This is a genomic window from Nocardioides alkalitolerans, assembly GCA_038184435.1.
In the GTDB taxonomy this organism is placed as follows: Bacteria; Actinomycetota; Actinomycetes; order Propionibacteriales; family Nocardioidaceae; genus Nocardioides; species Nocardioides alkalitolerans_A.
Genome location: CP116227.1, coordinates 1,701,939 through 1,714,458, shown reverse-complemented (window position 1 = coordinate 1,714,458; position 12,520 = coordinate 1,701,939). Strand labels below are relative to the sequence as shown.

At 73.7% G+C, this 12,520-nt stretch carries 9 protein-coding genes and 1 pseudogene; 1 reads left to right on the top strand and 9 read right to left on the bottom strand.

Annotated elements, in window-relative coordinates; translation table 11 throughout:
• Window positions 1-19 precede the first annotated feature (19 nt).
• The 8 genes and pseudogenes from PIR53_08240 to PIR53_08205 all read right to left on the bottom strand — a co-directional run bounded on the left by PIR53_08240 (window position 20) and on the right by PIR53_08205 (window position 11,177).
• Window positions 20-1,138: an FHA domain-containing protein gene (locus PIR53_08240; protein WZH53968.1), complete on the bottom strand. Its 1,119-nt coding sequence runs from the start codon at window positions 1,136-1,138 to the stop codon at window positions 20-22.
• Window positions 1,139-1,160: 22 nt separating this feature from the next.
• Window positions 1,161-4,580, bottom strand: coding sequence for a pyruvate carboxylase (locus PIR53_08235; protein WZH53967.1), 3,420 nt, complete (start codon window positions 4,578-4,580; stop codon window positions 1,161-1,163).
• A 67-nt stretch (window positions 4,581-4,647) separates the two neighbouring features.
• Window positions 4,648-5,334 (bottom strand): hypothetical protein, encoded by a 687-nt coding sequence (locus tag PIR53_08230; protein WZH53966.1) that lies wholly within the window; start codon window positions 5,332-5,334, stop codon window positions 4,648-4,650.
• Window positions 5,331-6,596 (bottom strand): hypothetical protein, encoded by a 1,266-nt coding sequence (locus tag PIR53_08225; GenBank protein WZH53965.1) that lies wholly within the window; start codon window positions 6,594-6,596, stop codon window positions 5,331-5,333. Before PIR53_08225 ends, PIR53_08230 begins: the two co-directional genes overlap by 4 nt.
• Window positions 6,593-7,975, bottom strand: coding sequence for a hypothetical protein (locus PIR53_08220; protein WZH53964.1), 1,383 nt, complete (start codon window positions 7,973-7,975; stop codon window positions 6,593-6,595). The genes PIR53_08225 and PIR53_08220 overlap by 4 nt, the downstream gene beginning before the upstream one ends.
• 82 nt (window positions 7,976-8,057) lie before the next feature.
• Window positions 8,058-8,351, bottom strand: coding sequence for a hypothetical protein (locus PIR53_08215; GenBank protein WZH54489.1), 294 nt, complete (start codon window positions 8,349-8,351; stop codon window positions 8,058-8,060).
• A gap of 73 nt (window positions 8,352-8,424) precedes the next feature.
• Window positions 8,425-9,021 (bottom strand): annotated as a pseudogene (locus PIR53_08210) (TIGR03557 family F420-dependent LLM class oxidoreductase).
• Window positions 9,022-9,386: 365 nt separating this feature from the next.
• Window positions 9,387-11,177: a biotin carboxylase N-terminal domain-containing protein gene (locus PIR53_08205; protein ID WZH53963.1), complete on the bottom strand. Its 1,791-nt coding sequence runs from the start codon at window positions 11,175-11,177 to the stop codon at window positions 9,387-9,389.
• A gap of 198 nt (window positions 11,178-11,375) precedes the next feature.
• Here PIR53_08205 and PIR53_08200 point away from each other — a divergent pair, with 198 nt between their 5' ends.
• A complete protein-coding gene (locus tag PIR53_08200; protein ID WZH53962.1) occupies window positions 11,376-11,882 on the top strand; it encodes a GtrA family protein in 507 nt (168 codons plus the stop codon).
• Here the strand turns inward: PIR53_08200 and PIR53_08195 are convergent.
• On the bottom strand, window positions 11,827-12,438 hold the full coding sequence (locus PIR53_08195) for a Maf family protein (protein WZH53961.1): 612 nt from the start codon (window positions 12,436-12,438) through the stop codon (window positions 11,827-11,829). The two genes, PIR53_08200 and PIR53_08195, sit on opposite strands and share 56 nt — an antisense overlap.
• Between the last annotated feature and the right edge of the window lie 82 nt (window positions 12,439-12,520).

Below are 12,520 nucleotides of genomic sequence, written 5' to 3'. Positions count from 1 at the left end.
GCCCGGTGCGGGCGCTCCGTCAGGCCGGCAGCGCGCGGAACGCGAGGTGCGCGCCGTGGCCGAGGTCGAGCACGTCGCCCGGCGCCAGCTCGCGCGGGGTCTCCGTGAGCCGCTCGGGCGGACGTCCCGGGCGGTGCAGGTAGGTGCCGTTCGTGGACCGCCGGTCCACGGCCAGCACGGACCAGTCGCGGAGACGGAGCTCGAGGTGCACCGCGGAGACGTGCGCCTCGGGCAGCACGACGAGACGCCCGGCCGGACCGGCGTCGGGTCGTTCCGCGCGCGGGGCGCGACCGACGACCGTGTCCTCCGTCAGGTCGACCACCTCTCCGGTGCTGACGACGAGCTGACCGAGCGCCGGCCGGGCCACGGCGGTGAGGGGACCGGCCAGCGGCGCGCCGCACCGCGCGCAGCGCGGGGAGCCCGGTGGGTTCGCGTGCCCGGCGTCGCACACGAGGCCGGACACCACCGGCCGCGGCCCGCGCGCGACGGCTCGGGCGGTCACCGCGCGCGGCTGCGCGAGGCTGCCCACGGGGCCGGCGGGACGCAGCAGCGTGTCGGTCACGGCGAGGTCGGGGGCGTCGACGACGTGCGGCTCGGGGCGGTGCGCCTCGGGCCGTGCCCGCAGCCACCCGGCCGTCTGCAGCCGCTGGGCGGGCAGCACGCCTCCGACGAGGGGCAGGGCGGCCGTGGGCGGGGCAGGGTCGACGGCGCGGTCCGGCGCCGGGTCACCGACGGCCCGCACCGTGAAGCGCGTGGCGGCGACGACGGCGCGCTCGTTCCAGCGGGCCGCCCCGGCACCCGCGACGGACTGGTCGGTCGCGGCGCTGGCGCTCGCGACGTACCGGCCGCGCGCAGCGAGGTGCACGTCCACCGCGGCACCGGCGGCGGGGTCGTCCGCCGCGAGAGCGAGGGCGAACCCCGGCAGGCGGTCCGCCGGACGACCGGCCCCGAGGTGCTGCGCGAACGTCGTCACGTCGGCGCCCTCCGCCATGAGGTGCCACAGGCGCACGGCGAGGTCCGGGTCGACGTCGGCGTCGAGGAGCGCGAGTCCCCGCGGCCAGGCGAGGCCGAGACCGGCACCCGGCACGCAGACGTACGGCGCGAGCCCGCGCCCGTCGGAGCCGTTCGTCCCACGCACCGCAGCCTCCGCTCCTCGGTCCTCAGCCGATCACGACCACGAGGTCCCCGCCCTCGACGGCGCGGGTCCCGGTGACGGCCAGGCGCTGCACGGTGCCGGCGCGGGGGGCGGTGATGGAGGCTTCCATCTTCATGGCCTCGATGGTGGCGAGGGTGGCGCCGGCCTCGACGGTGTCGCCCTCGGCGACGACGACGGTGAGGACGCCCTGGAAGGGCGCGGCGACGTGGCCGGAGTCGGTGGGGTCGGCCTTCTCACCGGCCTGCTCGTCGGCCTCGATCGAGCGGTCGCGGACGGCGATGGGGCGGAGCTGGCCGTTGATGGTCGCCATCACGGTGCGGTAGCCGCGCTCGTCGGCGTCGCTGACGGCCTCGAGCCCGAGGATGAGCGTCTTGCCCTCGGCGAGGTCGACCAGGTGCTCCTCACCCTGGCGCAGGCCGTGGAGGTAGTCGCTGGTCGCGAGGCGCGAGACGTCGCCGTACTGCTCGCGGGCGGCCTCGTAATCGCGGGTCGGGCCGGGGAAGAGGAGCCGGTTGAGCGCAGTGCGGCGGGTGGGTCCGGCCTCGGTGAGGAGGGCGGCGTCGGCGGGGGAGAGGTCGGCGTCGGGTGCGGTCCAGGCGCGGCCGGCGGGGGAGGAGAGCGCCTTGGTGCGGAAGGGCTCGGGCCAGCCGCCGGGCGGGTCGCCGAGCTCGCCGTGGAGGAAGCCGATGACGGAGGCGGGCAGGTCGTAGGACGCGGGGTCGTCGGCGAACTCCTGCATCTTGGTGGGGGTGTCGATGCCCTGGCCCACCAGCGAGAGGGCGAGGTCGCCGATGACCTTGCTCGACGGCGTGACCTTCGGGACGTTGCCGAGGATGTCGTTGGCGGCGGCGTAGGCGTCCTCGACGGCCTCGAACCGGTCGGCGAGGCCGAGGGCGATGGCCTGCTGGCGCAGGTTGGAGAGCTGTCCGCCGGGGATCTCGTGGCGGTAGACGCGTCCGGTGGGGGAGGCCAGGCCCGACTCGAAGGGGGCGTAGACGCGGCGTACGGCCTCCCAGTAGGGCTCGAGCGAGGACACTGCGGCGAGCGACAGGCCGGTCTCCCGGGTGCTGTGGTCGGTGGCCGCGACGAGGGCGGTCAGCGAGGGCTGGCTGGTGGTGCCGGCCATCGTCGCCGTCGCAGCGTCGACGGCGTCGACGCCGGCGTCGATCGCGGCGAGGAGGGTGGCGAGCTGGCCGCCGGCGGTGTCGTGGGTGTGGAGGTGGACGGGGAGGTCGAAGCGCTCGCGGAGCGCGGTGACGAGGGTGCGGGCGGCGGGGGCGCGGAGGAGCCCGGCCATGTCCTTGATCGCGAGCACGTGGGCGCCGGCGGTGACGATCTCCTCGGCCAGTCGCAGGTAGTAGTCGAGGGTGTAGAGCCGCTCGGCGGGGTTCGAGAGGTCGCCGGTGTAGCACAGCGCCACCTCGGCGACGGTCGAGCCGGTCGCGCGGACGGCGTCGATCGCGGGGCGCATCTGGGAGACGTCGTTGAGGGCGTCGAAGATGCGGAAGACGTCGATGCCGGCCGCGGCGGCCTCGGCGACGAACGCGTCGGTCACGGCCGTGGGGTACGGCGTGTAGCCGACGGTGTTGCGGCCGCGCAGCAGCATCTGGAGGTTGATGTTGGGGACGGCGTCGCGGAGCTGGGCGAGGCGGTCCCAGGGGTCCTCGGAGAGGAAGCGGAGCGCGACGTCGTAGGTCGCGCCGCCCCAGGCCTCGATCGACCACAGCTGCGGCAGGAGCCGGGCGGTCGGGGCGGCGGCGGCCACGAGGTCCCGGGTGCGGACCCGGGTGGCGAGCAGGGACTGGTGGGCGTCGCGGAACGTGGTGTCGGTGACCGCGACCTGCGTCTGGGCACGCACCTGCCGGGCGAACCCCTCGGGGCCGAGATCGGCCAGCAGCTGCCGGCTCCCGTCGGGCACCGGGGCGTCGAGGTCGACCTCGGGGAGCTTGATCGCCGGGTCGAGCACGGCCCCCGTCGTACCCCCGGGGGAGCCGTGCGGCTTGTTGACCGTGACGTCGGCGAGGAAGTTGAGCAGCTTGGTGCCACGGTCGCTGGACGACTTCGCGGTCAGCAGCTCCGGGTGGGTCTCGATGAAGCTGGTCGTGATGGCGCCGCCCGCGAAGTCGGGGTCGGCGAGCACGGCCTGCAGGAACCCGATGTTGGTCTGCACACCGCGGATGCGGAACTCGGCGACCGCGCGACGGGCCTTCTCCACCGCGAGCTCGAAGGTGCGGCCGCGGCAGGTGAGCTTGGAGAGCATCGAGTCGAAGTGCGGGCTGATCTCGGCGCCGGCGTAGGTCGTGCCGCCGTCGACGCGCACGCCCGGGCCGCCGGGGGAGCGGTAGGTCGTGATCTTGCCCGTGTCGGGACGGAACCCGTTGGCGGGGTCCTCGGTCGTGATCCGGCACTGCAGCGCCGCGCCCCGCAGCCGGATCGAGTCCTGCGACAGCCCCAGGTCCTCCAGGGTCTCCCCGGCCGCGATCCGCAGCTGCGACTGCACGAGGTCGACGTCGGTGACCTCCTCGGTCACCGTGTGCTCGACCTGGATGCGGGGGTTCATCTCGATGAAGACGTACTCACCGTCGGGGTTCAGGAGGAACTCCACCGTGCCCGCGTTGCGGTAGCCGATCGCGCGCGCGAACTTCACCGCGTCCGCGCAGATCCGGTCCCGCAGCTCGGGATCGAGGTGCGGCGCCGGCGCGATCTCGACGACCTTCTGGTGGCGCCGCTGCACCGAGCAGTCCCGCTCGAACAGGTGGATCACGTTCCCCGCGCCGTCGGCCAGGATCTGCACCTCGATGTGCCGCGGCTCGACCACCGCCTGCTCGACGAACACCGTCGGGTCACCGAAGGCCGCCTCGCCCTCGCGCATGCAGGTCTCGACCGCCTCGCGCAGGTGAGCCGGGTCATCCACACGGCGCATGCCGCGCCCGCCGCCGCCGGCCACGGCCTTCACGAACAAGGGGAACGGCAACGCCGCGGCGGCCTCGACGATCGCGTCGACGTCGGTCGAGGGATCGACCGAGGCCAGCGTGGGGACGCCCGCGGCCTTCGCCGCCGCGATGGCCCGGGCCTTGTTGCCCGTCAGCTCCAAGATGTCGGACGAGGGACCGATGAACGTGATCCCCGCCGCCGCGCACGCCTCGGCCAACGCCGGGTTCTCGCTCAGGAACCCGTAACCCGGGTAGATCGCGTCCGCACCCGCCCGCACCGCCGTGTCCACGACCAGCTGCGCATCGAGGTAGTTCCGCACCGGGTGCCCCGGCTCGCCGATCTCGTAGGCCTCGTCCGCCTTCAGCCGGTGCTCCGAGCCCCGGTCCTCGTGGGGGAACACGGCGACGGTCTTCACACCCAGCTCGTACGCCGCACGGAACGCCCGGATCGCGATCTCGCCCCGGTTGGCCACCAGCACCTTGGAGAACATGGCCAGACCCTAGCGATCGATCGGGGTGCGTGGCGGGGAGGGCGTGAGGTGTGGACGGAGAATCACGTCAACGGCGCTTGGTCACCGTCGCCGGACGCGCCCGGAACCCGCGACCGGCCCACAGGCGCACGAGCCCGGCGACCAGCGCGATGCCCCCCACGATGGGGAGACCCACGAGCAGGCCGAACGCGATGCCGCCCCCCGTGCCGCCGTAGTAGTCCGACCCGGTGCTCTCCTCGAGGACGTCGGAGGGGATCGACGAGAGCCAGTTCTGCAGGTCGGCCCGGGTGTCGCCGAGGAAGGTCGGCTCCTGCTCCCACGTCTCCTCGTAGTCGGGGTAACGGGTCTTCCAGCCGTCGGGAGTGTCGACGAGGCTGTCGTCCGGGCCCTGCCACAGCACGAGGAGGACCGGCTCGTCGAGGTAGGTGACGATCTGCTGGGCAGGCGCGAGAGCCGCGTTGTAGTAGCCCGCCTTCCTCGACGGCTGCCACACCACCACCCGTACGGGCAGGTCGCGCTCGGCGATGAGCGCCTCGAGGGCGGTCTCGTCGTCCCGGTCCAGCCACGCGCGGCCGTCGGCGCTGACGTAGACGGGGTCGTCCTCGAGCGAGGCGATGGCGGCCGCGACCCGGTCGCCCGGCTCGGGCACCGTCCAGTCGTCGTCGCCCATCCGGCTGACCGTCACGGCTGCAGCCCCGGCGCCCACGGCGAGGGCGGCGACGGCGTGGGTGACGCGGGAGCGCAGGAGCCTCATCGCGTCTCCCTCAGCTCGTCGAGCACCTGGAAGGGCAGGTCGTCGACGAAGGCGCCGTACCCCGTCCGCGCCCACACGGTGTCGCGTTCGTAGTAGGGGCGCCGTCGGTCGCGCAACGGCTGTAGCTCGGCGGGTCGCCGTCGAGCGCACAGCGAGCAGCAGGCGACGTCGAGGGACACGTCACCAACGGGAACGTCCCGCCGCTTGACCCCGCGGCCGTGGCGCGGGTCGAAGAAGCAGGGCCGGTACGGCGCCTGTCGACCCCGCCCGTCCTCGAGCGCGAACGCGGCGGTGCGGGCGAGCACGAGGGCGCCCACGAGGTCCGGCACGTCGCGCTCCCGCTCCCCGGCGCGGGCGAGGACCAGCCGCGCGGCCTCGACGGCGGTGTCGATCCGCGTCCACCGTGCTGCGTCGAGCGAAGCGCGGTCGCGCGCGGCGCGGGCCTCGGCGACCTCGGTCAGCTCGGACTCCACACGGGCGCGGAGCTCGCGGGGGGTGAGGGTCGCGGACACCGCGGCGGGATCCGTCCGGAGCTCGGGCCAGGCTTTCTTCTGGCGAGCCGAGGAGCGGCCCCCCACCTGCTGCGGCGCCGGTCCCCACGTCGCCAGGTGCCGGAGCAGGATCCAGGCGGCACCGGCGCCGACGACGAGCGCCGTCGTGCCGAACGCCCAGTAGGCGCCGGGATCGGGCGCCTGGTGGTCGTAGCTGCTCTCCCAGTTCGGGGGCGACGCCCAGGGACTGCTCTGGGCGTAGTGGTCGTAGTCGTCCTGGCCGAAGCCCTCGCCCTGGCGGAGCATGATGTCGAGATCCATGGCGAGTCGGCCGGTGTCCGAGGGAAGGACGCTCCCGTCGTAGGTGCCGCTGGCGTAGGTGTCGGGGGCCATCCCGTCCGTGACGGCCGAGGGCGACACGTCGTCGGGTACGCCGATCGCCTCGACGTCGCCCGCGCTGTGGCCCGCGTCGGTGTCGATGACGTAGTAGCCGGGTCCCAGACCACCCGTACCGGACAGGTAGAGCGCCAGGTCGCGCTCGGGATCACTGCCCTCGGCGTCGCCGCCCTCCATCGGCACGAGCACGACGTAGACGGCATGGTCGGTCTGCGCCGCGAGGTCGGCGAAGCCGTCGCGGACCGCCTCGGTCGCGCCGTTGCCGAACATCGGGTCCACGAGGATCGGGTCGGACTTCAGGGCAGCGGCGACGGCCTCGGGGCTCGTCGGATACATGAGCCCGGTCCCGGGGATGCCACCGTCCTCCGCCGTCACCGGCGGGTCCTCAGGCGGCGCAGCAGGTCGGGCTCGAGCGCGCCGTACCCCGTCGACGCCCACGGCTCGTGGCGTGTCTCGAAGTAGTGCTCCGGCCTGCCGTTCTCGATCACGTCGAGGATGTCCGGGCGTCGGCCCGCGTTGAGGTCGGCGCGGCAGCGGTCGCAGACCGGTGCATCGACGCGGAAGTCGCCGTGGGCGAGGCTCTCCCCGCGGCGGCCGGTGCCGTGGAGCGGGTTGAGGAAGCAGGGGGTCGTGAAGGCGAGCTTCCTCCGGCGTCGCGTCGCCGCCAGGGCCTGCTCGCCACGGTCCGCGAGCACGATCGCGCCGACGGCGTCGAGCACGGACGGCTCGCTGCCGTCGTCAGGAAGCAGCCGTCCGGCGGCCTCGTAGTGGTCGAGGGCCGCCTGCCAGGTCGCGGTGTCATCCCGTGGGCCGAGCTGGGCGCCCTCGATCTTCTCGCCGAGGGTCACGAGGGCGGCGCGGGCCCGCCGGCGGAGCTCGTCGGCCTCGGCCTCCCGCACGCGGGCCAGGACGGAGTCCGGGAGCGCGAAGGTACGGCGGTCGCGGGACGCCGACGTGCGACGGCGGCTCGCGGTCACCACCGCCACCACCAGCACGACCAGCGCGACCACCCCGCTGACGACGGGAACGGTCGGGAAGCCGTCGTCCCCGGGGAGGCCCGACGTTCCCGACTCACCCGAACCGGAGGAGGAGCCCGTCCCCGACTCGGCGCGATCCCCGATCCTGGCGTCGAGACCGGCCGACCCGTCGGCGCGGATGGAGTCGACGTCGCCCGGGGTGAGGCGCTCGGCCAGCTCGACGAGGCCAGGCCCCAGCTCGTACGGCGCGCCGTCACCAGCGCCGTAGTCGAGGAAGGTGCTCACGCCGAACTCCAGGCTGTCCGGCCGCGCGACGCCGACCAGGTCGGGTGAGATGTCGCCGAACTGCAGGGCGATCACGCGGAGCTCGGTGTCTGCTGCGAACACCGCTTGCGGGTCCTCGCCACCGAGGGCGGACGCGTAGTCGATGCCGATGTAGAGGCCCTCTGCCGGTAGATCGGCCTCCTCGCGAGCCTGCTTCACCCGGCTCACGAGGTCGCCCCCGCTGTTGCTCGTGCCGTCGGGCGGGCGGACGAGGACGACGTACAAGGCGAGGTCGTTCGCCTCGATGGCCGCCGTCAGGGCCTCGACGTCGGACGCGGTCATCCAGCTCTCGGTGTTGGGGCCGAAGTAGACCGGACTGTTCTCGAGCGCCTGCGCGATCGCTTCCGCCTGCTCCTCCGCCACCTGCATCTCTCCCGCCGCCGTCACCCCCGGCGTACCCGCCGCCCCGGACCGCGCACCCTCCTGCCCGGGCCAGGCGCGCGCGACACCCATTCTCGACCACCGGTCTGGACCAGGACGCGACCGGGTCCGGCCCCCCGAAGGAGACCGGACCCGGAGGGACGGTGCCGTGCGCTCAGGCCGACGCGGCCCGCAGCTTCTCGAGCAGCGGCTCGGCGGCCTCCGCGAGGAACCGGTCGACGGAGTCGCCGCCGACCTGCACGAGCGCGACGTCGGTGAAGCCCGCCTCCCAGAACGGCTTCACGGCCTCGACGATGGCGTCGAGGTCGGGGCCGCACGGGATGTTCTCGGCGACGTCCTCCGGGCGCACGAACTGCGTGGCGCCCGCGAACCCAGCCGTCGTCGGCAGGTCGGCGTTGACCGCCCAGCCGCCGGCGAACCACCGGAACTGGTCGTGCGCCCGCTCCACCGCGGCGTCGCGGTCGGGGGTCCCAGCAGATGGGGATCTGGCCGATGGCGCGGGCGGAGGAGCCGATGCTGGGCGCCCCGTCGGTCGAGCCCCACGCGGACAGCAGGTCGGCGTCCGGCTCGGTGGCGACGAGGTGGTCGGCGAGGGGTCCGAAGCGGCGTACCGCCTTCTCCCCGCCCACGGCCACACCGATCTCGACGGGCTCGTCGGGGAGGTCCCACACACGGGCGGAGTCGACGCGGAAGTAGTCGCCCTCCCACGTCGTCAGCTCGCCCGTGTGCAGGGCGCGGATGATCTCGATCGCCTCGACGAGCATGTCCTGCCGCGCGTCCACGCTCGGCCAGCCCTCGCCGACGACGTGCTCGTTGAGGTTCTCGCCCGCGCCCAGGCCGAGCGTGAAGCGCCCGTCCGACAGCACCCCGAGCGTCGCGGCCTTCTGCGCGACGACCGCGGGGTGGTACCGGATCGTCGGACACGTCACGTAGGTCATGAGGTCGACCCGCTCGGTCGCGTGGGCGACGGCGCCGAGCACGGACCAGGCGTACGGCGCGTGCCCCTGCGCCGCGAGCCAGGGGAAGTAGTGGTCGCTGGCGACCTCGAAGTCGAACCCGACCCGCTCGGCGGCGACGGCGTGCCGCACGAGGTCCTTAGGGCCGGACTGCTCGGTCATGAGGGTGTAGCCGAATCGCGTCATGCCGTCAGCCGACCACCTCGCCCCAAAGGGCGAGGGTGCGTGGGGTCCTCGGCCGGGCTGCGAACGGTGCGGTTGGGGCGTGCTGCGGGCGCCGGGGCCCGTACCAGCGTCCCCGTTCGGTGCCTGCCGCGCGTCCCGGGCTTGCGCGTCCGGGGGAGGAGCACGCCGGGGTGCGTCCGGGCGGAGCCTGGTCCCGGTTGCGAAATGTGCGGCTGGGACGGGCTGCGGGCGCTGGGGCCTGTACCAACGTCCCAGTTCAGTCCCCGGGCGCCGCCGCCCCCGAAAGCCACGAGGCCGGACCCCCGTCGGGATCCGGCCTCGCGTCGAGCGTGCTGCTGGGTTCAGTCCTTGAGCTCGCAGACGACGGCGCCGTTGGCGACCGTCGCGCCGACCTCGGCGGCGAGCCCGGTGACGGTGCCGGCCTTGTGGGCCTTGAGCGGCTGCTCCATCTTCATCGCCTCGAGGACGACGATGGTGTCGCCCTCGGCGACCGTCTGGCCCTCCTCGACGACGACCTTGACGATGGTGCCCTGCATCGGCGAGGCGACCGCGTCGCCGGACGCCGCGGCACCGGCCTTCTTGCCGCCCGACCGCTTCGGCTTCTTGGCGCCCCCCGCGGCGGGACCGGCGGCGATGCCGCCCAGGCCGGCCGGGATGACGACCTCGAGACGACGGCCGCCGACCTCGACGACGACCTTCTGGCGCTCACCCTCGTCGTCGGCCTCGCCCGGCGTGCCGCCGAACGGCTCGATCTGGTTGTCGAACTCGGTCTCGATCCACTGCGTGAACACGGTGAACTCGCCCTCGCCGGACGGGGTCGACGCGCCGACGTACGCCGGGTCGTTGAGCACCGCGCGGTGGAAGGGGATGACCGTGGGCATGCCGTCGACGAGGAACTCGTCGAGCGCGCGGCGCGAGCGCTCGATCGCCTGCGTGCGGTCGCGACCCGTGACGATGAGCTTAGCGATGAGGGAGTCGAACGAGCCCGGGATGGTCTCGCCGTTCTCGTAGCCGCCGTCGACGCGGACGCCGGGGCCCTGCGGCGGGTTCCACGCCGTGAGGGTGCCGGGGGCCGGCATGAAGTTGCGGCCGCCGTCCTCCGCGTTGATGCGGAACTCGATGGAGTGCCCGCGGATCTCGGGGTCGCCGTAGCCGAGCTCCTCGCCCGCCGCGATGCGGAACATCTCGCGCACGAGGTCGATGCCCGTGACCTCCTCGGAGACGCAGTGCTCGACCTGGAGACGGGTGTTGACCTCGAGGAACGAGATCGTGCCGTCCTGCGCGACGAGGAACTCGCAGGTGCCCGCGCCGTAGTAGCCGGCCTCCTTGAGGATGCGCTTCGACGACTCGTAGAGCTCCGTGAGCTGGGCGTCGGTGAGGAACGGCGCGGGGGCCTCCTCGACGAGCTTCTGGTTGCGGCGCTGGAGCGAGCAGTCGCGGGTCGAGACGACGACCACGTTGCCGTGCTGGTCGGCGAGGCACTGCGTCTCGACGTGGCGCGGCTTGTCGAGGAACTTCTCGACGAGGCACTCGCCGCGGCCGAAGGCGGTGACCGCCTCGCGCACCGCGGAGTCGTAGGCGTCGGGGATCTCCTCGAGCGTGCGGGCGACCTTGAGGCCGCGGCCGCCGCCGCCGAAGACCGCCTTGATGGCGACCGGGAGGCCGTTGGCCTTGGCGAACTCCACGACCTCGTCGGCGTCCGCGACGGGGTCCTTCGTGCCGGGGGCGAGGGGGGCGTTCGCGCGGGCGGCGATGTGCTTCGCCTTCGCCTTGTCGCCCAGGGCCTCGATGGCCGCCGGCGGCGGGCCGATCCAGGTCAGGCCCGCGTCGATGACGGCCTGCGCGAAGTCGGCGTTCTCGGCGAGGAAGCCGTAGCCGGGGTGCACGGAGTCGGCGCCCGACTTCTCGGCCACGGCGAGGATCTTCGCGATGTCGAGGTAGGAGTCGGCCGGCGTCGCGCCCTCGAGGGAGTGGGCCTCGTCGGCCAGTCGCACGAAGAGGGCGTCGCGGTCGGGCTCGGCGTAGACGGCCACGCTGCCGATGCCGGCGTCCTTGCAGGCGCGGATGACGCGCACCGCGATCTCACCGCGGTTGGCGATGAGCACGCGACGCAAGGGCTTGATCTCGGGCACGGTCACTCCTCGAGGGTCTCGGTCGCGGTGCCCACCCGGGCACCGCCGGAGGGGAGTCTAGGGGCAACCGAGCGAACGATCGCCACCGGATCCGGTCCGTGGTACCTACTCTCCGGTACGGCGTACCACCTGCGTCGGCGGCGGCGACACGGTGGGCGACCTGCGAGTGCGGGGCGGCACGCGGATAACCTCCTGCCCATGGGGAGACGCTGGCGCCGCCTGGCTGCCGAGGTGGGCAAGTTCAGCCTCGTCGGTCTCCTCGCCACGTCGGTCGCCGTCGTCATCTTCAACTGGCTGCTCCACGGCTTCCTCCAGGGCGAGGCGCTGCTGGAGGACCGCCCCCTGTCGGCGTACGTGCTCGCCAACACCATCGGCATGCTCATCAGCTACGGCGGCACGCGCCGCTGGGTGTTCAAGCACCGCGCCGCGGCGACGGCGGACGGCGGGTTCACGGCGTACGTCGTCATCAACGTCGCGACGATGAGCCTCCCCGTCGCGTGCCTCTGGTTCAGCCGCAACGTGCTCGGCCTGACGGACCCGGTCGCCGACAACGTCTCCGCGAACGTCATCGGCCTGACGGCCGGCTTCGTGGCGCGGTTCTACCTGTTCCGCCGGTTCGTGTTCAGCACCCCGGCGCAGCCGCTGGCGGTCACCGCGACCACAGGTCCGTCCAGCGGTGCCCCAGGTCGGCGAGCAGCTCCCTGAGCAGCGGCACGCTCACGCCCACCACGTTGTGGGGGTCGCCGTCGACACCGCGCACGAACGCCGCGCCGAGACCCTCGAGGGTGAACGCCCCCGCCACGTGCAGCGGCTCCCCGGTCGCGACGTAGGCCCGCACCTCCGCCTCGTCCACCTCCGCGAAGTGCACGGCGGTGGTGGCGACGACGGTACGGCGCCGGCCGGTGGCCGTGTCGACGAGCGCGTGGCCCGTGCGGAGGAGACCGGTGCGTCCGCTCATGCGCGCCCAGCGCGCGATCGCGTCCTCGGCGTCCCGGGGCTTGCCGTGCGCGACACCGTCGAGCTCGAGCACCGAGTCGCAGCCCAGCACGAGGGCGTCCGGGGGCACGTCGTCGCGCGCGGCGACCGCGTCCCGCTTCAGCTCGGCGAGCCGGCCGGCCAGGTCCGTCGGCGCCAGGTGCTCGAGCCCCGACTCGTCGACGCCCGAGACGATCACGACGGGTTCGACGCCCGCCGTGCGGAGCGTGCGCAGGCGGGCGGGGGACGCGGATCCGAGCACGAGGACGGGCACGGGCGCCAGCATGGCAGGGATGCCAGGAATGTCGGAGGGCCCGCCTAGGTTGGTCAGTCGCCGCGGTCTCGGGTCCGTGTCGCGGCCGCCTCCA